The 20,409-nt window shown below is 71.7% G+C and carries 26 protein-coding genes; 16 read left to right on the top strand and 10 right to left on the bottom strand.

The features are described from left to right. Nucleotide 1 precedes the first annotated feature (1 nt). Together AA23TX_RS36170 and AA23TX_RS36165 are read right to left on the bottom strand one after the other, a co-directional pair. On the bottom strand, nt 2–877 hold the full coding sequence (locus AA23TX_RS36170) for an RNA polymerase sigma-70 factor (RefSeq protein WP_155547174.1): 876 nt from the start codon (nt 875–877) through the stop codon (nt 2–4). 58 nt (nt 878–935) lie between these two features. Further along, nucleotides 936–1,343 carry a cupin domain-containing protein gene (locus AA23TX_RS36165; protein ID WP_155547173.1) on the bottom strand — a complete coding sequence of 136 codons (408 nt, stop codon included), beginning with the start codon at nt 1,341–1,343 and terminating at the stop codon, nt 936–938. A gap of 71 nt (nt 1,344–1,414) precedes the next feature. On the opposite strand from AA23TX_RS36165, the gene AA23TX_RS36160 reads away from it, so the two are divergent. Genes AA23TX_RS36160 through AA23TX_RS36150 form a run of 3 tightly spaced genes read left to right on the top strand, consistent with a single transcriptional unit; the run spans nt 1,415 to nt 3,232 of the window. Then, a complete protein-coding gene (locus AA23TX_RS36160) occupies nt 1,415–2,017 on the top strand; it encodes a sigma-70 family RNA polymerase sigma factor family protein (protein ID WP_155547172.1) in 603 nt (200 codons plus the stop codon). 56 nt (nt 2,018–2,073) lie between these two features. Next, the gene (locus AA23TX_RS36155) at nt 2,074–2,826 is read left to right on the top strand and encodes an SDR family oxidoreductase (RefSeq protein WP_155547171.1); all 753 of its coding nucleotides are present in this window, start codon (nt 2,074–2,076) and stop codon (nt 2,824–2,826) included. Further along, complete coding sequence (locus AA23TX_RS36150) at nt 2,813–3,232, top strand: Ohr family peroxiredoxin (protein ID WP_155547170.1); 420 nt, start codon at nt 2,813–2,815, stop codon at nt 3,230–3,232. Before AA23TX_RS36155 ends, AA23TX_RS36150 begins: the two co-directional genes overlap by 14 nt. On the opposite strand, the gene AA23TX_RS36145 is transcribed toward AA23TX_RS36150, so the two are convergent. Continuing rightward, the gene (locus tag AA23TX_RS36145) at nt 3,229–4,071 is read right to left on the bottom strand and encodes an intradiol ring-cleavage dioxygenase (protein ID WP_155547169.1); all 843 of its coding nucleotides are present in this window, start codon (nt 4,069–4,071) and stop codon (nt 3,229–3,231) included. The genes AA23TX_RS36150 and AA23TX_RS36145 overlap by 4 nt on opposite strands. A 163-nt stretch (nt 4,072–4,234) precedes the next feature. On the opposite strand from AA23TX_RS36145, the gene AA23TX_RS36140 reads away from it, so the two are divergent. Further along, nucleotides 4,235–4,624, top strand: coding sequence for a nuclear transport factor 2 family protein (locus AA23TX_RS36140; RefSeq protein WP_155547168.1), 390 nt, complete (start codon nt 4,235–4,237; stop codon nt 4,622–4,624). A gap of 6 nt (nt 4,625–4,630) precedes the next feature. After that, entirely contained in the window at nt 4,631–5,188 is a 558-nt protein-coding gene (locus AA23TX_RS36135) for a PadR family transcriptional regulator (protein ID WP_196425678.1), read from the top strand. Here AA23TX_RS36135 and AA23TX_RS36130 read toward each other — a convergent pair. The 5 genes from AA23TX_RS36130 to AA23TX_RS36110 are packed head-to-tail and all read right to left on the bottom strand — an operon-like array spanning nt 5,185 to nt 8,785. Further along, entirely contained in the window at nt 5,185–5,829 is a 645-nt protein-coding gene (locus AA23TX_RS36130) for a response regulator (protein WP_155547167.1), read from the bottom strand. The two genes, AA23TX_RS36135 and AA23TX_RS36130, sit on opposite strands and share 4 nt — an antisense overlap. After that, nucleotides 5,826–6,941 carry a sensor histidine kinase gene (locus AA23TX_RS36125; protein ID WP_230862923.1) on the bottom strand — a complete coding sequence of 372 codons (1,116 nt, stop codon included), beginning with the start codon at nt 6,939–6,941 and terminating at the stop codon, nt 5,826–5,828. The genes AA23TX_RS36130 and AA23TX_RS36125 overlap by 4 nt, the downstream gene beginning before the upstream one ends. Nucleotides 6,942–6,966: 25 nt before the next feature. Continuing rightward, nucleotides 6,967–7,641: a hypothetical protein gene (locus tag AA23TX_RS36120; RefSeq protein ID WP_155547166.1), complete on the bottom strand. Its 675-nt coding sequence runs from the start codon at nt 7,639–7,641 to the stop codon at nt 6,967–6,969. After that, nucleotides 7,638–8,540, bottom strand: coding sequence for an ABC transporter ATP-binding protein (locus AA23TX_RS36115; RefSeq protein ID WP_155547165.1), 903 nt, complete (start codon nt 8,538–8,540; stop codon nt 7,638–7,640). The genes AA23TX_RS36120 and AA23TX_RS36115 overlap by 4 nt, the downstream gene beginning before the upstream one ends. Continuing rightward, complete coding sequence (locus AA23TX_RS36110; protein ID WP_155547164.1) at nt 8,537–8,785, bottom strand: PLD nuclease N-terminal domain-containing protein; 249 nt, start codon at nt 8,783–8,785, stop codon at nt 8,537–8,539. The genes AA23TX_RS36115 and AA23TX_RS36110 overlap by 4 nt, the downstream gene beginning before the upstream one ends. A gap of 176 nt (nt 8,786–8,961) precedes the next feature. On the opposite strand from AA23TX_RS36110, the gene AA23TX_RS36105 reads away from it, so the two are divergent. The 5 genes from AA23TX_RS36105 to AA23TX_RS36085 all read left to right on the top strand — a co-directional run bounded on the left by AA23TX_RS36105 (nt 8,962) and on the right by AA23TX_RS36085 (nt 12,836). Next, nucleotides 8,962–9,912 (top strand): hypothetical protein, encoded by a 951-nt coding sequence (locus AA23TX_RS36105; RefSeq protein WP_155547163.1) that lies wholly within the window; start codon nt 8,962–8,964, stop codon nt 9,910–9,912. Nucleotides 9,913–10,159: 247 nt separating this feature from the next. Further along, nucleotides 10,160–11,356 carry a hypothetical protein gene (locus tag AA23TX_RS36100; RefSeq protein WP_155547162.1) on the top strand — a complete coding sequence of 399 codons (1,197 nt, stop codon included), beginning with the start codon at nt 10,160–10,162 and terminating at the stop codon, nt 11,354–11,356. 65 nt (nt 11,357–11,421) lie between these two features. Beyond that, complete coding sequence (locus AA23TX_RS36095; RefSeq protein WP_155547161.1) at nt 11,422–11,709, top strand: hypothetical protein; 288 nt, start codon at nt 11,422–11,424, stop codon at nt 11,707–11,709. A 61-nt stretch (nt 11,710–11,770) separates the two neighbouring features. Next, nucleotides 11,771–11,941: a hypothetical protein gene (locus tag AA23TX_RS36090; protein WP_155547160.1), complete on the top strand. Its 171-nt coding sequence runs from the start codon at nt 11,771–11,773 to the stop codon at nt 11,939–11,941. Nucleotides 11,942–12,044: 103 nt separating this feature from the next. Beyond that, a complete protein-coding gene (locus AA23TX_RS36085) occupies nt 12,045–12,836 on the top strand; it encodes an IclR family transcriptional regulator (RefSeq protein ID WP_155547159.1) in 792 nt (263 codons plus the stop codon). Here AA23TX_RS36085 and AA23TX_RS36080 read toward each other — a convergent pair. Together AA23TX_RS36080 and AA23TX_RS36075 are read right to left on the bottom strand one after the other, a co-directional pair. After that, nucleotides 12,803–13,825, bottom strand: a complete 1,023-nt coding sequence (locus tag AA23TX_RS36080) for a dihydroorotate dehydrogenase (RefSeq protein WP_155547158.1) — start codon at nt 13,823–13,825, stop codon at nt 12,803–12,805. The two genes, AA23TX_RS36085 and AA23TX_RS36080, sit on opposite strands and share 34 nt — an antisense overlap. 11 nt (nt 13,826–13,836) lie before the next feature. After that, the gene (locus AA23TX_RS36075) at nt 13,837–15,198 is read right to left on the bottom strand and encodes an MFS transporter (RefSeq protein ID WP_155547157.1); all 1,362 of its coding nucleotides are present in this window, start codon (nt 15,196–15,198) and stop codon (nt 13,837–13,839) included. Between the two features lie 150 nt (nt 15,199–15,348). On the opposite strand from AA23TX_RS36075, the gene AA23TX_RS36070 reads away from it, so the two are divergent. The 6 genes from AA23TX_RS36070 to AA23TX_RS36045 are packed head-to-tail and all read left to right on the top strand — an operon-like array spanning nt 15,349 to nt 20,380. After that, the gene (locus AA23TX_RS36070; RefSeq protein ID WP_155547156.1) at nt 15,349–16,239 is read left to right on the top strand and encodes a DUF6282 family protein; all 891 of its coding nucleotides are present in this window, start codon (nt 15,349–15,351) and stop codon (nt 16,237–16,239) included. Between the two features lie 11 nt (nt 16,240–16,250). Continuing rightward, the gene (locus tag AA23TX_RS36065; RefSeq protein WP_155547155.1) at nt 16,251–17,114 is read left to right on the top strand and encodes a cupin domain-containing protein; all 864 of its coding nucleotides are present in this window, start codon (nt 16,251–16,253) and stop codon (nt 17,112–17,114) included. Next, nucleotides 17,111–17,881, top strand: coding sequence for an HpcH/HpaI aldolase family protein (locus tag AA23TX_RS36060; protein WP_155547154.1), 771 nt, complete (start codon nt 17,111–17,113; stop codon nt 17,879–17,881). The genes AA23TX_RS36065 and AA23TX_RS36060 overlap by 4 nt, the downstream gene beginning before the upstream one ends. Continuing rightward, nucleotides 17,878–18,717, top strand: a complete 840-nt coding sequence (locus AA23TX_RS36055; RefSeq protein WP_155547153.1) for an LLM class flavin-dependent oxidoreductase — start codon at nt 17,878–17,880, stop codon at nt 18,715–18,717. Before AA23TX_RS36060 ends, AA23TX_RS36055 begins: the two co-directional genes overlap by 4 nt. Further along, entirely contained in the window at nt 18,717–19,637 is a 921-nt protein-coding gene (gene kce / locus AA23TX_RS36050; RefSeq protein WP_155547152.1) for a 3,5-dioxohexanoate:acetyl-CoA acetone transferase, read from the top strand. The genes AA23TX_RS36055 and kce overlap by 1 nt, the downstream gene beginning before the upstream one ends. Next, nucleotides 19,634–20,380 (top strand): SDR family NAD(P)-dependent oxidoreductase, encoded by a 747-nt coding sequence (locus AA23TX_RS36045; protein WP_155547151.1) that lies wholly within the window; start codon nt 19,634–19,636, stop codon nt 20,378–20,380. The genes kce and AA23TX_RS36045 overlap by 4 nt, the downstream gene beginning before the upstream one ends. Nucleotides 20,381–20,409: the final 29 nt, after the last annotated feature.

The raw sequence follows: 20,409 nt of genomic DNA, 5'->3' as shown, positions 1-20,409 counted from the left end.
GTCATACGGCGGCGACCGCCTTGAGCTTGCCGGGGTTCATCATCCACAGCACCTGGTCGATGCCCTTGGCCGAGGCGGTCACCGTCAGCACCGTGAACACCTCGCCGTCGCGGGACAGCAGCATCGCGTGCGCGCCGTTCACGAGCGACGGGGTCACCGTCACGCCCTCCCAGAACCGGTCCTTGAACGCGCGGACGTACTTCGCCACCGTCACAGCTCCGCGCACCGGGATGCGCGACGCGCGGGCCGCGCCGCCGCCGTCGGAGTAGCTGATCACGTCGGCCGCGAACAGCTCTTCCAGTGTCGACAAGTCGCCTTCCTGGGCGGCCGTCACGAACGCGGTCAGGAGCCGCCGTTGCTCGGGCAGTGCGGCCGGTGTGCGCCGTTCCGCCGCGAGGTGCTTGCGCGCGCGGCTGACGAGCTGGCGGGCCGCGACCTCCGTCGTCTGCACGATCTCCGCGATCTGGACGTACGGGTAGTCGAACGCCTCGCGCAGCACGTAAGCCGCGCGCTCGGTCGGCGTCAGCTTCTCCAGCAGGAGCAGCACCGCCAGCTCCAGCGCCGCACCCCGCTCGGCCCCCAGCTGGGGATCGGCCGAGGTGTCCACGGGCTCCGGCAGCCATGGGCCGATGTAGGTTTCGTGCCGCGCGTACGCCGTTTTGGTCGCGTTGATCGCCAGCCGCGTGGTCGTCGTCGCGAGGTAGGCCGCCGGCGTGCGCACCGCGGCCCGGTCACTGGCCTGCCAGCGCAGCCACACCTCCTGGAGCAGGTCCTCCGCGTCGGCGGCGCTGCCCAGCATGCGGTACGCGATCCCGAAGAGCCGCGGCCGCACCTCCGCGAAGACGGCGGTCGCGTCCTCGAGGCCGGTGTCCTCCATGCGCGCGGCTCCCTCCGACAGCGTCAGCCTACCGGTGTCGATCATGCGATCCGGCGGATCACGGCCGCGGCGCCCGGCGGTCCCGGCGCCGCTCCAGCTCTTCCGCGCTCACCGGCTCCAGCATCGGCCGGCCGGGCACGCAGAACATCGTGACCACGAACGCGGACTCCGCGTCGGTCAGGTGGTTGCCGTCCTGGTAGTGGATGACGTCGCCGCCCGGCTCCCAGAACGCTTCGCCCGCCTTGACCACCCGTTCGGGCTCGCCTTCCAGCTCGAAGACGATCTCGCCCTTGAGAACGTAGCCGTAGGCCGGGCCGGAATGGCGGTGCGGCGGCGCGCCCGGGCTCCCGGGTGGCAGCGTGACGAGGATCGTCATCGCTTCGGCGTTTTCGTGGATCTGCGGCGCGCCGGGCACGGTCGCGACGACGTCCAGCTGCGGGGGCGGCCCCGGGATGCGAGTGGTCATGCCAGTGCAGACAAGACAGCCCTCGCCGTTGTGACACGTCACGTTCCGGCGCGCCGTCTTGTCGAACGGACATGGTCGATGCCGCGCTGGCCGAACTGCTGGCCGAACGCCGCCACCTCGAGGAGGTCGCCGCCTGGCTCGCCGGGCCCGGCGACGTCGTCGACGAGGCCTACCGCGCCTGGTACGCGCTCGGCGCCGCCGAGCGGGCGGCCGTCGCGTCGCCGACGGAGTGGCTGACCCGGGCGGTCGGCCGCTGCTGCCTGCACCGGCTCGCCGCTCCCCCTCGCCCCGCGCCGGCCGACGACTTCGCGCGGCGGTTCCGCGCCGCGTGCGCCGGGCAATCGACCCCCGCACTGGGCGCCCTGCTGGCCGACGACGTCACCGCCTGGTTCGACGGCGGCGGCAAGCTGCGCACGGCGGACCGGCCGGTGCGCGGCCGCGCCGAAGTGACGCGGGCCGTCCTCGCCCTGCTGGCCCCGCGCCCCGGCACGCGGGTGGACGAGCACTCGGTCAACGGGGGCACCGGACTCGTCGTGCGAGTGGACGACCTCGTTGCGGCGATCGTCGTCTGGAGAGCACGCGACCGGGTGATCACCGACCTCTGGCTGGTCCTCAATCCCGCGAAGCTGCGAGGCTGGACCGTTGTCACGAACGCGCACGCCGTCTTGTCCTAGTGGGTTGTGCAGCCGTTCCGGGCCCTCCGGGACGGCGCCGAGCGGAAGGAACGGACATGAAGGTCGTCGTCATCGGCGGAACCGGCCTGATCGGCACGAACGTGGTCGCGCGGCTGGCCGAGCACGGCCACGAGGCGGTCGCCGCCGCCCCCAGCACCGGCGTGGACACCCTCACCGGCGAAGGGCTGAAGGAGGTGCTGCTGGGCGCGGACGTCCTGATCGACGTGTCGAACTCGCCGTCGTTCGCCGACGACGACGTGATGCACTTCTTCCGCACCTCGACCGGGAACCTCGTCGCGGCGGCGAAGGAAGCGGGCGTCTCGCACTACGTCGCGCTGTCGGTGGTGGGCACCGACCGGCAGCCGGACGTCGGCTACTTCCGCGCGAAGGTCGCGCAGGAGAAGCTGGTCACCGAGTCGGGCCTGCCGTTCTCGATCGTGCGCGCGACGCAGTTCTTCGAGTTCGCCGGCGGGATCGCCGACACCTCGACCACCGACGGCGTCGTGCGGCTGCCGGGTGCCGGCGTCCAGCCGATGGCCGCGGCCGAGGTGTCCGCCGCCGTCGCCCGGACCGCGGCCGGGCAGCCGGTCGGCGGCCGCACCGAGATCGCCGGTCCCGAGGTCTTCGGCCTCGACGAGTGGGTGCGCACCGTGCTGACCGCGCGCGAGGACCCGCGCGCCGTCGTCACCGACCCCGAGGCGCCGTACTTCGGCGCGGTGCCGGGACCGGAAGACCTCCTGCCCGGGCCGGGCGCGAAGCTCGCCGAGACGAAGCTCGCCGACTGGCTGGCCCGCGATTCCCGCGCCTGACCGGTCCGGGTTCACCGCCTTCCACACCACCACCGTCACGGTGGAAGGCGGGCGGCTCGCGCACGGCCGGGCGTCCGGCCGGGCGCGGTCCGCCGACGGCACACTCCAGCTGGACTTCCGGCTCCCCGCCGAACTCGGCGGGGAAGGCGGCGGCACCACCCCGGAGCAGCTGTTCGCGGCCGGGTACGCCGCCTCCTTCCACGCGACGCTGAGCGTGCTCGCGCGGGAGACCGGCGCCGACCCGGCCGCGCTGACCGTCACGGTGACGGTCGCCGTCGGCCCCGACCCGGCCGGCGCCGGTTCCGTGCTGCGCACCGAAATCGCGGTCGCGTGGCCCGGCGTCGGCGACGTCCGGCGGCTGGTCGAACGGGCGAAAACCCTGTGCCCGTACGCGAAGCTGGGCTAGCTGCCGTCGTGGTCCGGGTCGGCGTTGAGCACGATGCAGCCGACGTACCCGTCACGCGCCTTCGTGACCTTCAGCAGCATGCTCGGCTGGTAGATGGAGTCGCCGTCGTTGAAGGTGTCCCGGCCGGTGCGCTGCGCGTAGGGCTCGGTCGCCATCACCGCGGAGTTCAGGGTTTCGTCGAACATCAGCTGCGTGGTGAGGGTCTTTTCGTTGCCCACGTGCACCATCACGTGGACGTGGATCGTGCGGCCGCGGTACCAGCCCGGCCAGATCGTGGTGAACTCGACGATCCCGCGCTGGTTGGTGACCTGGGCGCCGCGCAGGTACCGCTTGTCGTCGGTCGGCTCGAGGTCGGCGTCCCCACCTGGCGGCGGGCCACCGGTGGGCGGGGTCCCGGTCGGCGGCGGACCGGTGGGCGGCGTGCCGCCACCGCCGCCGGACGCCGCTTCCGCGCCGGAGTACAGGCCGCCCGCGTCGCAGTGCCAGATCTCGACCACCGCGTGCGGGATCGGCTTGCACGTCTCGCTGTCCTGCACCTGCAGGGCGAGCCGCAGCTTCGCGCCCTGCTTGTCCTCGCGGACGTCGCCGCGGATCTTGTCGGCGTCGAAGTAGTAGGGGCCCTGGGTGGTGGACGCGGTGAGGGTGCAGGTCCGCGCGCCGGCGAACAGGGCGGTGAGGTCGGCGTCGGTCACCGCCTGCAGGGCGACGGTCTCGCCGGTGGACGTCGTGACGGGGCTCTTGCCCGCGCACGCCGTGACGAGCGCGCCCAGGCCGACCGAGCTCACCCCGGCGAGCATCCGGCGCCTGCTGACCCGCTGTCCTTCATGGTCGTGGTCCATGCCTGTCCTTTCGCGGTCGGGTTCGGGAGTAAAGGCCGGTTGACGGTCGCCTGAGCCGGCCTTGAACCAAGGTGGCGGCCGGGCCTGTGGCGGAGCTGTGGTGACGCTGTGGGTCGCCGAGCGGTACAGTCCTATTCAACAAGTTGACTAGGTGAGGTGAGGCATGACCAGCTTCCGGAAGGCCGTCGAGGCCCGTGACCCCGACGCGATGGCGGCGACGCTGGCGGAGAACGTCGTGTTCCGCAGCCCGGTGGCGTTCAAGCCGTACCCGGGCAAGGCGATCACGGCCGCGATCCTGCGGGGCGTGCTGCGAGTGTTCGAAGACTTCCGTTACGTGCGCGAGCTGAGCGGCGGCGAAGGCCGTGACCACGCGCTCGTCTTCGAGGCCCGGATCGGCGACGCGCGCGTCGAGGGCTGCGACTTCCTGCACTTCGACGACGACGGGCTGATCGACGAGTTCACGGTGATGGTCCGCCCGCTGTCGGCCGCGCAGGCGCTGTCGGAAGCCATGGCGGCCCAGTTCGACCAGATCCAGCGCGAAGCGCTCAACTAGTTCACTATGGCCCTGCGTGATGCGCTGATGGCCGCGCTGCTGGAGGGCGAGGCGTCGGGCTACGACCTGGCGAAAGGGTTCGACGCGTCGGTGGCCAACTTCTGGCCGGCGACACCCCAGCAGCTCTACCGCGAACTGGACCGGATGGAGTCCGAGGGGCTGGTCCACGCCCGGCTGGTCCACCAGGAGAAGCGGCCCGACAAGAGGCTGTTTTCGTTGACGGAGGCGGGCACGCGGGCCCTCCACGACTTCACCGCGCGCCCGCCGCGCCCGGGCGTGATCCGCGACGAGCTGCTGATCCAGGTCCAAGCGGTCGACACCGGCGACGAAGCCGCCGTCCGGCAGGCACTGAAGGACCGGATGACCCGGGCGGAGACGAAGATCGACCGGTACGAGCGCCTCCGGGCGAAGTTGCTCGACGGCCGTTTCGAGGACGACTACCTCGCCGACGCCGAGCGGGTGGGCCCGTACCTGACGCTGATGCGCGGGCTGGCGTTCGAGCGGGAGAACCTCCGCTGGTGCGAGCAGTCCCTGAAGATCCTCGAACGCCGGGCGGCGCGCTAGCTCAGCCCGGCGTCGTGGACCACGATCGCCACCTGGGTGCGGTTCGCCGCCTCCAGCTTGGCCATGATGTGTCCGATGTGGACCTTCACGGTCGACTCGCTGACGGTCAGCGCCTTCGCGATCTCGGCGTTGCTCAGCCCGCGTCCGATGTGGACGGCCACGTCGTGCTCGCGCGGCGTCAGCTCCGCCAGGCGCTTCCGGGCCCGTGAACTCCCTCCGCCGGAAGCGAAGTCCGTCAGCAGCCGCTTGGTGATCTTCGGGGACAGCATCGCCTCGCCGCGGGCCGCGACCCGGACCGCGTTGACCAGCTCGCGCGGCGGTGTGTCCTTCAGCAGGAAGCCCGCCGCGCCGTGGCGCAGGGCCGCGTACACGTACTCGTCGACGTCGAACGTCGTCAGCACCACCACCGCCGGCGCCGCCGGGTGCGCGGCCAGCCGCCGGACCACCTCGATGCCGTCCACCTTGGGCATCTGGACGTCGGTCAGCACCACGTCCGGCCGGTAGCGGTCGGCCAGCTCGACCACGCGCGCGCCGTTCGTGTCCTCGGCGACCACCTCGACGTCGTCGGCCGACTCGAGGATCATCCGGATACCGCTGCGGACCAGTTCCTCGTCCTCCAGCAGCACGACCTTGACCGTCACGGTCCCTCCCCCACCCGAAACGCCGCCAGCACCCGGAACCGCCCGTCACCCGTCGGGCCGGTGCGCAGGTCACCGCCGGCCAGCTCGACGCGTTCGCGCATGCCCACCAGCCCGTAGCCGGACCCCGGGACGGCGCTGCCGTGCGGGGTCAGCCGGTTGGTCACCTCGACCGCCAGCCGCTCCCCGGTGACGGCGAGCCGGACGTCGACGGCCGCGTGCGGCGCGTGCTTCCCCGCGTTGGTCAGCGACTCCTGCACCACCCGGTAGACGGCCCGGCCGACCTGGTCGGGTACCACGGGCAGCGGGTCCGGCAGGGTCAGCTCGACCCGCGCGCCGGTCGCCGCGACCTCCGCGACCAGGTCCTCCAGCGACGCGAGCACGCCAGGGCCCGGGTCCGGGGCGTCGTCGCGCAGCACCTGCAGGATGCCGCGCAGCTCGTCGAGCGCCGTCGCGCTGGTGGCCCGGATCGTCTCGGCGGCCTGCTCGGTCTTCTCGTCCGGCGCCCGCAGCGACAGCGCGCCGGCCTGCAGCGCGACCGCGGTCACCCGGTGGGCGACAACGTCGTGCATCTCGCGCGCGATCCGCCGCCGTTCGGCGAAGACGGCCTGGTCGGCCAGCAGCGTCCGGGCCCGCTCGGCCTCCTCGGCGCGATCCCGCAGCACGGCCAGCAACGTCGCGCGCTGGTGCATCCACAGCCCGCCCAGCACCGGGCCGAGCACGAAGAACCCCAGCCCGATCACGACCATCATGAGGTCCCCCGGCTGCCGCAGCAGGCCGAACGCGTTGCCGGTCGCGCCGGCGACGACGACCGCGGCCCCGGTCTGCCAGCTGACGCCGTGCCGGGCCGCGACCGAGTACGTCGCGATGGTCACCGGCAGCAGCGTCACGTCCGCCATCAAGCACAGCGCGGCGACCCCCAGCACGAGGAGCGGCCACCGGCGCCGCGCGAGCAGCGCGAGCCCGGAGACGACCACCGCGGGCACGTAGAGCGCCGGGTGCTGGTCGCGCGGGTCGCCGCCGAGCAGGCTGAACGCGATCGTGGCCGCCGCCACCGCGACGTCGAGCGCCAGCAGGACGACGCGGCCGTCCCACCAGCTCAGCCAGCGCTTCACCGTGCCCAGGTTAGGGCGCGCCGGATCAGCCGTCACGGCGAGCCAGGGTGAACGTCGCCGCGCCCAGGGCGAGGACGACCAGGACGGCGAACACCGCCGTCCCCGGCAGCGCGAACAGCGCCGTGCCGCTCAAGGGCAGCGCGGTCACCGGCACGCGGCCGAGCGCGGCCAGCGCCGTCTCCGCGACGAAGGTCCACGCCGCGAACAGCCCGACGGCGAGCCCGGTGTGCCGCAGCAGCCCGCCGAGCGCGACGCCGGCGAGTCCGGAAAGGACGGTCAGCGGCAGCACCGCGGCCCCCGCCCTGCCTGCCGCCCCCGCGCCGGCAGGCAGGGCACCCCCGCCGGTGAGCACCCCGGCGGCGGTCAGCACCACCATCAGCAGCCCGCCCAGCAGTGCGAGCCCGGCGGTGACCAGGGCGCGCGCGGCGACGATCCGGGCCGGCGAGCGCAGCACCAGCCGGGTGGTCGCGAGGGTGCCGTGCCGGCGGTCGAGCCCGAACGCGGCGATCCCGATCGCCGCGACCAGCAGCGCCCCCATCCGGGCGGCCGGTCCGAACGCCGAGGTGAACGCGCCGAAGTCACGTTTGAGACCCCAGTACAGGCCGGACGCGAACTGCGGCACCCCCGCCCCCGCCAGCAGCAGCCACGTCGACCGCAGCGAGCGGGCCCGCACCCACTCGTAGGCCAGCGCGTGCTTCACGGCAGCTCCGCCCGGGGCCGGACGGCGGCCGCGGTCGCGGCGAGGAGGGCGTCTTCCAGACCGCTCCGCCGCACGAACAGCTCCCGCACGCCGATCCCGGCCCGGCCCGCGATCGCCGCCACCCGTTCGGTGTCGGCGGTGTCGACGACCAGTTCGGCGGCTTCCTGCCGCACCTTCAGCCCGGCGCGGGCCAGCGCGACCATCAGCACGCTGGGGTTCCCGGCGCGGACCACGACGTCGGCGCGCGCGTGCCGCCGGACGAACTCGTCCAGGGGCCCGGCCGAGACGAGGCGCCCGGCGCCGATGACGATCAGGTCCTCGGCGAGCAGCGACACCTCGGCCAGCAGGTGCGACGACGCGAGGATCGTGCGGCCCTCCCCCGCCAGCCGCCGCAGGAGGTCGCGGAGCCATCGCACGCCTTCCGGGTCGAGGCCGGTGGCCGGCTCGTCGAGGATCAGGTACTCGGGGTCGCCGAGCAGCGCCGTCGCCAGGCCGAGCCGCTGCTTCATGCCGAGGCTGAACCGGCCGGCGGGCTTGTTCGCGACGGACTCGAGGCCGACGGTCTCCAGCACCTCGCGGACGCGCCGCGCCGGCAGGCCGCCGCCCGCGGCGACCATCCGCAGGTGCGCGGCGGCCGGCCGCGCGGGGTGCACCGCCGCCGCGTCGGTCAGCACCCCGACCGTCCGCAATGGACCCGGGACGTCCGCGTAGGCCCGGCCGCCGAAGGTGGTGTGCCCGCGGCCGTGGGTCAGGCCGAGCATCAGCCGGATCGTCGTCGACTTGCCGGCGCCGTCGGGTCCCAGGAAGCCGGTCACCACGCCGGGCCGCACGGTGAAGGACAGGTCCTCGACGCCGGCCCCGCCGCGGTAGGTCTTCGCCAGCCCTTCCGCGACGATCACCGGCGGGCCGGCTCGGAGGCGTCACGACGGCCGAACACGAACCACAGCAGGCTGCCCAGGAACGGCGCGCAGAAGGCGAAGACCACCCAGACGAGCTTCATGCCGCCGGTGAGCCGCGAGCCGAGGATGCTGATCAGCGCGCCCAGGAACAACCCGAGGAACGCCAGGACGACGGCGCCGGTCAGGCCGAGCGCGAGCCACGACCAGGTCTGTTCGTGGCCTTCGATCAGGGCGGCCGGATGCATGGGTTTTCTCCTCACGTCGGTCTGTCGCATCCACGATCGCCGATCGCCGGTGCCCGCGCATCCGATCTTCGGGGAGTCCGGGATAGGCGGAAAGTACTAGGCCGCCGGGCTCGCTTGTACGGCTCTTGTACGGCGGCCGCCGACGATCCGCCCCACGGAATCGTTCTGGAGGAAAAGTGAGAACCACACTCAAGGCGGCGGTGGCCACGATCGGCCTCGGCGTCGCGCTCACCGGGCTGGCCGCCCCCGCGGCCCAGGCCGCGTCGGCCTACCCCGTCACGACCACAGTGGACGGTCGCACGGTCAAGGACCCGGACGTCGCGGTGGGCAAGCAGCGCATCGCGAACATGTACACCTCGGGCACCTCGGTGACCCTGGCGTGCCAGGACACCGGCCCGGAGTACGGCGGCAGCAGCATCTGGGACCTGACGACCGACGGTCTCTGGATCCCCGACGCCTACGTCAAGACCGGGTCGACGTCGATGGTCGCGCCGCAGTGCACCACGCCGCACGCGTTCCCGGCCAAGGCCGACCTCAACGGCCGGGCGAAGAAGGGTGACGCGGCGGACGCGGCCGGCAGCGTCGCGAACAAGTACCTGACCGGCGCGTCGGTGCCGGTGGTCTGCCAGGCGACCGCGTCCGACGAGATCTGGGACCTCACCAGCGACAACCTGTGGGTGCCGGACGCCCTCATCAAGACCGGGACCGACGGGTTCGTCAGCGGTGTCCCGCACTGCGACACCGACGGCCTCAAGGCGGGCGGCTCGGCGTACCCGGCGGACTCGCGGGCCGACAGCGCGATCGCGTTCGCCAAGGCGCGCCTGGGTCACACGGACTGGAACAACCAGTGCGAGCTGTTCGTCGAACGCTCCTTCGGCACCAGCGGCCGGTTCGCCTCGGCCACGACGCACTACCAGTGGCAGAAGGCCAACGGCCGCATCCACACGGGATCGGTCGCCCCGGCCGGCACGGCCGTGTTCTTCACCAGCACCACCAGCAACGGGCACATCATGCTCGCACTCGGCGGCGGCGTCGCGATCAGCACGGGCCCGTCGGTGTACCAGACGACGACGTACGCGCAGCGCTCCGACTACCTCGGCTGGGCTTACGTCCCGTCGAGCTGGTAGTCCCGCCGGCGTCCTCGAAGTCGATCCGCCACCCGGCGGGCACCAGGGTTCGCTCGAAGCACTCCCGGTGCTCGCCGAGTTCGGGTTCGGACTCCATGGCTGTGATCACACCACGTGACCCTGCCCCTCGCAGGTCTCAATGTGAGACGCCGGAAAAGATCTTCCCCTATTCGTCAAGAAGTTGTTGCCCATTCACCCCGCCCGGTTCTACTGTGTCCCGGGCATTGATCGGACTACTGGGGGTCTCATGTCATTGCGCCACCGATTGGGCAAAGCCGTCCTCGCGGCCGGCATCCTCGCGGGCCTGGTCGCCGCACCGCCGGCGGCGCTCGCCGCGGCCGGGCCGACGACCTTGCCCGCCTCGCAGTACACTCTGGCGGCGAACTACAACCAGTTCGACGCCGTCAACTCCGCACTCGTCTCGACGCTGGGCACCGCGGCCGTCCACACGGTCATGGACAACGCGAACCACGACCGGACGGCGCTGCCGTCGTCGTTCTCCGTCGCCGGGCTGTCCACGGGTTTCCGGTTCGACAGCGGGGACAACTCCGACTGCGCGAACTACCCGCAGGGCATCACGACCAGCCGTGACGCGGTCGGCACGGCCAACAGCGGCAACTACGACGGCCACCAGCTCGTCGTGGTCAGCTGGTACACCAAGGACGGCTGCGACGGCGGCCAGACCCGCAGCCGGATCACGCTGGTCGACTGGGACGCCACCTACCCGAACAAGTACCGCAAGGTCCTGCTCGTCGAGCCGACCGGCACGGCGGCGGCGCCGGACTTCAAGGACATCCCGGTCCACGCGGGCGGCGTTTCCTGGTACGGCGACTACCTCTACGTCGCCGACACCGGGAAGGGCATGCGCGTCTTCGACATGCGCAAGATCCTCAAGACCGACACCGGCGGCACGGCCGACCAGATCGGGCACGAGACCGGCAGCACGTACTACGCGCACAACTACGGGTACGTCCTGCCCCAGGTGGGCACGATCACGTCGAAGACGACGTCCGGCACGAACCTCGCGTGGTCGTCGATCTCCCTCGACCGGGTGAGCAAGTCGATCGTCATGACGGAGTACACGTGCTCGTCCGGCTGCACGGACTACCCGAACCGCGCACCGCGCGCGATCCGGTACCCGTTCGCCTCGTCCGGCACCTTCGCGGCCACGACCACGGCGAGCCAGGCGCTGCAGCTGCCCTGGTACAAGCTCAACGGCGTGGCGTCGCACAACGGGCGCTGGTGGTTCAACTCGTCCGGCTCGAAGCAGCTGTACTACTGGACGCCGACCGCGGGCTCGTCGACGTTCGCCTGGGTCGGCAGCGGGGAGAGCCTCTCGTACTGGGAGGACGACACCGCCGCGGATCTGCTGTGGTCCCTGCAGGAGGGCGCGGGCAACCGCAACGTCTTCGCGGTCACCCAGGCCACCTACGGCGGCGGCTGAGGTAGCCTGACCACATCGGACACTTCGGACAGCAGCGCGACCCGGGGCGGAAGCACCGCCTCGGGTTGCTGCTCGCCGTCCTGCTGTTCCTGTCCGGGGCACCGGTCGTCCACCCGGTCTCGGCCGTCTCCGACGGTCCCGCGGTGGCCACGACGCAGTCGCAGTCCGTTCTGTCGGGCCGGAACGCCGCGCCCCGCGTGCCGGCTTCGATCCCTTTCGCTGTCGGCCCTTCTTCCGCCGGCTCTCCGCCGCCCGAGCTGTCGTCACTGGCCGAGCAGCCCGCCGAGTCGTCTTCGGTCGGCGCTCCCCCGCTCGCGCGGTCCAGCCGCGCGCCTCCGTCCTTCGTGAGCTGAATCCCTTACCCGGCACCGCTTCCCGGTGTCGTGCTCACTGCTGCCCGGAGGACTTCCCGTCATGCCCGCTGTTGTGTTGACCCTGCTCGTCGCGACCGTCGCCGTTGCCGGTGGACTGCTCGTCAAGATGTTCCGCCACGACGAGCCCTTGTTCGGCGGGCTGGGGATCTGCCTGCTCGTCGGGCCCGGTTCGCTGCTGGCCTTCGTCCACGTCGGTCTCACCGAGTTCTGAGGGTGCGGGTTCCGAGGGTGCGGCCGAAGCGTCCGGTCCGGTAGCCTGATGTCCGTGTTCACGAAGTGAACAGCGATACCAGACTTCCGGCGGAGGGCTCCCCGTGACCAAACCGACGCGGTCCCCGGACGCCCGCGCCGACCAGGCGGACATCCAGGCGGTGAGCCGGGTCAGCCAGATCCTCTCGCTGTTCGACCCGGCCACCCCCGATGTCACCGCCGCCCAGGTCGCCGAGCGGCTCGGCCTGAACCGCACCACGGCCTACCGGTACTGCACCTCGCTCGTCGCGGCCGGCTTGCTGGAACGCAGTGCCGACGGCGGTTACGTGCCCGGCGGGCTGCTGCTGCAGCTGGGCGCGTTCGCGATCGGGCACCGCCGCGTCGTCAACCTCGCGCCGCGGCACATGCAGGCGCTCTCGCGCGCCACGCAGACCAGTGTCGTGCTCAGTCTCTGGGGCATCAGCGGCCCGGTGGTGTCGCGAGTGGAGGAGAACCCCTCGACGATCGTCATCGTGTCCGTGCGGGTCGGCAGCCACCTGCCGCTGGACACGGCGCAGAGCAAGGTCTTCCTCGCCTACCACGCCGACCAGCTGGCGATGGAACGCCTGATCGGCAACCTGTCCGGCACGGCGCGCGACGAGCTGCGCGCCGACGTCGACCGGGTGCGCGCGGTCGGCCACTGCTCCGCGATGAGCACGCCCGGGATAGTGGCGGTGTCCGCGCCGGTGTTCGACGAGTACGGCATCTGCGCGACGATCGCGATCGTGGGCCCGGACAACACACTGTCGATGGCCGACGACACACCGGAGCTGCGGGTGGTGGTCGAGACCGCGCGGGAACTCACCCACGAGCTGGGTGGGCACTACCGACCCGACGACGTCCAGCGAGCGGTGTAGGGCAACCACGCCGGCGCAGGCAACGGCGACACCTCCGCGTACTCCCGCGTTCCGGCCACCGCACTGCCGACGAACTCGTCGAAGTCCCGGCCGGCGAGGTACTTCGCCACTCCGGCCACCATCGCCCCGATGACCGCGGGCCCGCCGACCCACAACGCCGTGACGACCTCCACCGCACGGGCGCCCGACGCCAGGAACCGCAGTACGTCCGCCGCCGAGCGGGCGCCGTTCGTGCCGACCAGTGGCACGTCCAGCGCCGAAAATGCCTTGCTCACCCAGTAAAGGCTCATCGGCAGGCACCCGGGCGAGCTCCACGCGCCCCACGACCCCAGCACCGCGCCGCCGTCGAGGTCGGGCAGGAAGCCCGGGTAGCGGCCGACCAGGCCGACCGCGTCCGCTCCCGCCGAGCGGGCCGCGCGGGCCAGCGCGACGACGTCCGACGCCTGACCCGGCAGTTTCACGAACAGCGGGACGTCGACCGCGTCGCGGACGGTCCGCACCGCCTCGCCCACACCGTCCACTTCGGTCAGCTGGCGCACCGCCCGCGCCTCACGCCCGTGCGGTGCGCCGATGTTGAGCTCCACCGCCGGCACCACGGCCGCCATCGCCCGCCCGATGCGCGCGGCCGCGGCCGGGTCACCGAGGGTGATGCTGCCGAGCACCGGGCAGTCGCGAGGCGCGCCGCGGGCGACGGCGGTGGCCAGGGTCCCGAGCCAGTGGTCCAGGTCCACCTGCGCGAGCCCGGACCGGTTCAGCAGCCCGTCGCCGGGCCGGGCCGCACCCGGCGGCCGCACCCGCCCGTCCCAGGACACGAAGGCGTAGTCCGCGATGTCCAGCTGCCGCCGGGCCGCCGCGCTCTCGTTCACCGACTTCGCCACCACCGCCCCGGCGCCCGCGTCGATGCACGCGAGGAGCCCGTCGAGGGTCATGGTCAGCTCCGACGAGCCGACCCACACCGGGTTGGCGGTGGCGAGTCCCGCGACATCCATCCGAAGTCCATTCAGGACAGTGCGGGGATCGTGCTGTCGTCGGCCATGTCGACGTCCTTGGTCTCCGGGCCGAGGAAGCCGCCGAGGCTGATCAGCAGCCCGGCGAGGACGATCAGGACGCCCGGGGCGAGGTGCGCGGGCATGAAGCCGTCGAACCGCTGCAGGTAGAACTGGTAGAACGCCGGAGCGATGAGCGCGAGGCTGTAGCCGACGCCGTAGCCGGTCGAGCGGATGCTCGCCGGGAACCGCTCGGTCAGGTAGGCCGCGATCGGGCCGAACGTGCCGACGGTGAACACGCCGATGAGGACGCCGAAGCCGAGCGCCGCGCCGAAGCCGCCGTTCGAGGCCATCAGCAGCGTGTAGGAACCCGCGCCGATCACGGCCATCGAGAAGCCGTAGCCGATGTAGAACCGGCGACGGCCGATGCGCTGGGACAGCACGCCGAACACCGGGTAGGACAACGCGGCGGCCGCGTTGATGACGAGCATGGTCAGCGTGACCTCCTTGCTGGAGAGCAGGAGGTGCGCCTTCAGCTGCGCGGGGGTCACGGCGGCTTCCATGTTGGTCGCGAGCCACGTGCCGGTCATCAGGATGAACACCTGGCCCAGCGCCCGCGGGTACTTCTTGACCAGCCGGACGAACGGCATCTTGTGCTTCTCGCCGGTCAGTTCGGACGGCGGCTCGTGGACCTGCTTCTGGTAGTAGCGGAACAGCACCGCCGCCAGCAGCGCGCCGACGAAGAACGGGATCCGCCAGCCCCACTGGACGTACGCGCTGTGCAGGCCGGCGGCCGGCAGCAGCTGCAGCATCAGCAGCGTGATCGCGGCGATCACCGCGTAGGCGGCGGGCGAGGTCGACGTGATGATCGAGGCGTAGAGCCCGCGTTTGTGCTTCGGGCTCCACTCCATCGCCAGCGGCACCGCGGTCGTGTACTCGCCGCCGAGGAAGATGCCGTCGACGAACCGCAGCGCGATGAGGATGCCGACCGACCACATCCCGATCGTCTCGTGCCCGGGCAGGCACGCGGTCAGCAGCGTGATGATGCCGAAGCCGCCGACCGCGACGAGCGTCGTGCGCTTGCGCCCGACCGTGTCGGCGAAGTGGCCGAAGATGATCGCGCCGAGCGGGCGGCCGATCAGCGTCGAGGCGAACACCAGGGACGCCAGCAGCGCCGTCGTGCTCGCGCTGAGGTTGGCCGCCTGGAAGTACGCCGTCGCCGGGGCCAGCACGACGATCGGCAGGTAGATGTCGAACTGGTCGACGAAGTAGGCGAGCGTCCCGCCACGGACCGCGGCGCGCACCTTGGTCGCGTCCGGGCCGTGCGGGGTGCCGGGACGGGCGGCCGCCTCTGCGGCGCTGGGCGGTGTGGACATCAGCGTCCTCCGTTACTCCGAACTGAATGTTCACCAAGTGAACGTCAGACACTCTAAATATGGACTCGTCGATGCACAAGAGCGGTCACAGGGTTGACAGGCGGTCTTATAGTGAACTTTGACTTCATAATGTGAACCGAAAGGCCGCTCATGAGCTCGCGTCCCGCCATCGCCTCCGTCCTGGACGGCTTGGTCGACATGCACGTCCACTCCGGCCCCAGCCCGTTCCCCCGCCGCTTCGACCACGTCGAGGCCGCGCAGGACGGCGCGCGCATCGGGATGCGCGCCATGGTCGCGAAGTCCCACCACCACAACACCCAGATGGACGTCCTCGCGATGAAGGGCCGGCTCGAGGGTGTCAAGGCGCAGGCCTTCGGCGGGATCGCGTTGAACAGCACCGTCGGCGGGCTCAACGTCCACGCCGTGCGCATGACCCTGCGCATGGGCGGCAAGGTCGTCTGGTTCCCGACCATCTCCTCCGGCCGGCACATCGACTGCCACCCCGAAGACGGCGCCTTCCCGACCACCACCGTCCCGCTGACGCTGGAGCGCATCGACATCGTCGACGGCGAAGGCGCACTCAAGCCCGAAGCCATCGAGATCCTCGACGAGATCAAGGAGCAGCAGGCCGTCCTCAACGGCGGCCACATGTACCCCGAGTACATCAAGACGCTGTTCCAGGAGGCGCACGAGCGCGGCATGAAGCGGATGGTCGTCAGCCACCCGGACTTCGTCATCGGCGCCGACCCGGCCCTGTGCCGCGAGCTGATCGAACTGGGCGCGTTCATCGAGCACGAGGTCGGCATGTACGACCCCGAGGGCACCCAGAAGTGGGACCCGAAGAACCTGCTGACCTGGATCGAAGCGCTCGGCCCGGAGCACACGGTGCTGGCGTCGGACTTCGGCCAGAAGGCCAACCCGAAGCCGGTCGACGCGTGGCTGCGCGTCGGCGAAGCGCTGCTCGACCTCGGCCTGCCGGAGAAGGACCTGCGGCGGATGGTCCGGGACAACCCGACGTACCTGCTGAACCTCGACGCCTGAAAGGACCTCCCGTGTACGAAAAGGACGATCCCCGTTCGGCGCTGGCCACCGCGGCCCGGCCCGACAGCGGCGCCGCGATCACCGCCGCGCAGTACCTCGACCTGCGCGCGACGCCGGTGGTGCGCGCGCAGAACGTCATCCTCGTCCACACCGACGCCCGCGACGGCGACGACCTCGACAACGGCACCCTGGACGGCGAGCTCGCGATCATCGTCACCGACGCCTCCCCCGCGTTCACCGTGCTGACCGGCGACGGCGCGACCAAGGTGGACTCCCCCGGGCTCGTCGTCGTCCCGCCGGGCGCGTCGCGGATCAGCGTCCACGGCGACGGCCCGCTCGTCAGGCTGGTCGAGGCGACCGAACCCGCGTGGCGGGATCGTGTCGCCAACGCCGACGCGTACGCGCAAGCCCACCCGCGCGTCACGCTGCTGGAACGCTGGCCGGCGCCCGCCGAAGAGCGGGTCCGCTTCTACCCGCTGTCCGAAGTGCCGGACGACCCGAAGCGGTTCGGGCGGATCTTCCGCACCCGCTCCTTCATGGTCAACTTCCTGCCCCTGCAGGACGGCCCGCGCGACCCGCACAAGCTGTCTCCGCACCACCACGACGACTTCGAGCAGCTCTCGCTGGCCGTGCAGGGCGAATACGTGCACCACATCCGGACACCGTGGCTGCCCGACAGCAGCACCTGGCGCGAGGACGAGCACGTCCGGATCGGGAGCCCGTCGGTGACGGTCATCCCGCCGCCGACCGTGCACACGTCCGAAGCGAGCGACCCGGGCGTGAACCAGCTGATCGACATCTTCAGCCCGCCGCGGGTGGACTTCTCGGAGAAACCGGGCTGGGTCCTGAACGCCGACGACTACCCGATGCCGTGAGCGGGCGGACCGGAGGCGGGCTGTTCACCCGCGACGCCACGCCCGTGGGCACCTGGCTGAAGATCGCCTCGACCGAGCCGGCCGAGATCATGGCGTTCGCCGGGTTCGACTTCGTGGTCGTCGACCTGGAGCACGCGCCGCTGGACCTGGTGACGGCGTACCGGCTGATCAACACCGCCGCCGCGCTCGGCCTGACGCCGATCGTGCGGGTGCCGGACAAGACGCCGTCGACGATCCAGAAGATCCTCGACGCCGGCGCGATGGGCATCCTCGTCCCGCACGTCGACACGGTCGAGGAGGCGGCGGCCGTCGGGCGGGCGTGCCGGTTCCCGCCGCACGGCGTCCGCGGCGCCGGCGGCACCAGCCGGGCCGGGGCGTGGGGGTTGCGGCCCAACGCCGAGTACCTGGCCACGGGCAACGACGACGTGCTGTGCATCCCGCAGCTGGAGAGCGTCGAGGCGATCAAGGCCGCGCCCGAGATGCTGGCCCTGGACACCGTGGACGCCGTGTTCGTCGGTGCGGCGGACCTGTCGATGTCGATGGGCTCGTCACCCGCGTCGCCGGACGTGCTCGACCTCGTCGCCTCGGCGATCGCGGCCGCGCACGACGCCGGGAAGAAGTGCGGGCTGGCGTTCGGCGGGGTGCCGGAGAAGGCGGCGCAGGCCGTGCGCGACGGCTGCGACTTCGTCCTGCTCAGCAACGACACGACGATGCTGGCCGAGGCCGCGCGAAACCTCGTCACGGCGTTCCGGGACGCGACCGCATGACGCTGTCCCTGCCGCGCACGGCGTTGTCGATCGCCGAGCTGGACGACCTCGACCACGACGGCGTGGTGCGGTTCGTGCGGGCGCTCGAGGAGTACGGCCACCGCATGGTGTGGATTCCCGAGGTCGCCGGGCGGGAGGCGTTCACGACGGCGTCCCTGGTCCTGGCGTCGACCTCACGACTGATCGTCGGCAACGGCGTCGCGCGGGCTCTCGAGCGCGTGCCGAAGTCGGCGGGGTCGGCCGCACGGGATCTCGCCGCGGGGTATCCCGGGCGCTACGTGCTGGGGCTCGGCGTGAGCGGCGCGGTCCGTGAACGCGGGGTCGGACCGCTGCCGTTCCTGCGCGAGTACCTCGACGGCGTCGACAAGGTGGCGCACGGCGTGCCGAAGGTGCTCGGGGCGTACTCGGCCGGGATCACCCGGCTCGCGGCCGAGCGCGCCGACGGGCTGATCACGTTCCTCGTCACGCCGGAGCACACGCGCTGGGCGCGCGAAACGATCGGGGACCTCTTCCTTTCGGTGGTCCAGTGGGCGGTGGTCGGCCGCTCCCGGGCGGCCGCGCGCGAAGTGGCCCGGGACCGGCTCGCCTACTACCTGACGCTCCCCCACCAGATCGCGAAGCTGAAGCGGCTCGGGTTCACCGAAGCCGACCTCGCGCCGCCGGGGTCCGACCGCCTGCTCGACGCGCTCGTCGCGTACGGCACGCCCGACCAGGTGCGCGAGACGGTGCGGGCGCAGTACGAAGCGGGCGCCACCCAGGTGGCGTTGAGTCTGGTCGGCCCGCTGGACGACGCGAAGCTGGACGCCTACCGGGCGCTCGCACCAGAGGAGGATTGATGCGCACGGCCGAGAAAGTCATCATCACCACCGCCATCACGGGCTCGGTGAACATCCCGTCGCAGAGCCCCCACCTGCCGCTGTCGGCCGACGAGGTCGCCGACGCGGCCTTGGAGGCGATCGAGGCGGGTTCGGCCATCGTCCACCTGCACGCCCGGGAGCCGGACGGGCGGCCGACGCCCGATCCCGACGTGTTCGAGAAGATCGTCGGGCGGATCACCGCGGAGACCGACGCCGTCATCAACATCACGACCGGCGGCGCCTCCTCGATGACGATGGACGAACGGCTCGCGGCCGCCTACCGGCTGCGGCCGGAGCTCGCGTCGATGAACATGGGGTCGATGAACTTCGTCTACTCCGGCATCGCCGACAAGGTGACGGAGTGGAAGCACGACTGGGAAAAGCCGTACGTGCTCAACACGTACTCGAAGCCGTTCGTGAACACGTTCGACAAGATCGAGCACACGCTGCGGACGCTCGGCGAGTCCGGGACCCGGTTCGAGTACGAGTGCTACGACATCGGGCACCTGTACTCGCTGGCGTACTTCGTCGAGCTGGGCCTGGCGAAGCCGCCGTTGCTGATCCAGGGCGTGTTCGGCGTCCTCGGCGGGATCGGCGCCGACCACGCGAACCTGGAGCACATGGTGCGGATCGCGGACAAGCTGTTCGGCGACGACTACGCGTTTTCGGCCTTCGCCGCCGGCCGCGAGCAGCTGGGCTTCGGCACGCACAGCGCGTGGCTCGGCGGGCACGTGCGGGTCGGCCTGGAGGACAGCCTGTGGATCGGCAAGGGCAAGCTCGCCGAGAGCAACGCCCAGCAAGTCCGGAAGATCCGGGCGGTGGTGGAGGATCTCGGCAAGCCCATCGCGACCCCGGCCGACGCCCGCGCGATGCTGGCACTACGAGGAGGAGAGGCATGAGCTTGCTGACCGGCAAGGTGGTCCTGGTCGTCGGGGCCAGTTCGGGCATCGGCGCCGAGGCGGCACGGGTGTTCGCCGCGGACGGCGCTTCGGTGATGCTGGTGGCGCGGAACGAAGAACCGCTGGCGAAGCTCGCGGCGGAGCTGTCCGACCACGACGTCGCGTACACGACCGGCGACATCACCTCGGCGTCCGATGTGGACGCGTTCGTCTCGGCGACGGTCTCGCGGTTCGGCCGCCTCGACGGAGCGTTCAACAACGCGGCCATGGGCGGCGGCGGCCGTCTCGACTCGGTGTCGGAGGAGGACTTCGACCGGATCATGGCGGTGAACGTCAAGGGCACGTGGCTGTGCCTTCGTGCGGAGGTCCGCGCGATGGAGAGCCAGGGCTCGGGGTCGATCGTGAACGTGAGCAGCATCGGCGGCCTGCGCGGAAGTTCGGGCATGGGCGCGTACCAGGCGACGAAGCACGCGGTGATCGGCCTGACCCGCACCGCGGCGCACGACTTCGGGCCGCTGGGCATCCGGGTCAACGTGATCGCCCCGGGCCCGACGGAAACGCCGATGCTGGACGAACTGCGCCGCACGATCCCGGGCGGGGTCGAGGCCCGCATCGCGGCGACACCGTTGCGGAAAGCGGGCACGGGCGCGGAAGTCGGCTCGACGGCGGCGTTCCTGCTGAGCGACCGGGCGAGCCACTTGAGCGGAGTGGTCCTCCCCGTCGACGGCGGCTTCACGGCGTAGCCGGCGTGAGCGTCGCGCCCCAGGGCGGC

The organism is Amycolatopsis camponoti, assembly GCF_902497555.1.
GTDB lineage: Bacteria > Actinomycetota > Actinomycetes > Mycobacteriales > Pseudonocardiaceae > Amycolatopsis > Amycolatopsis camponoti.
Note: the sequence above shows the minus strand (reverse complement) of the source record. Positions and strands in the feature narration are given on the sequence as shown.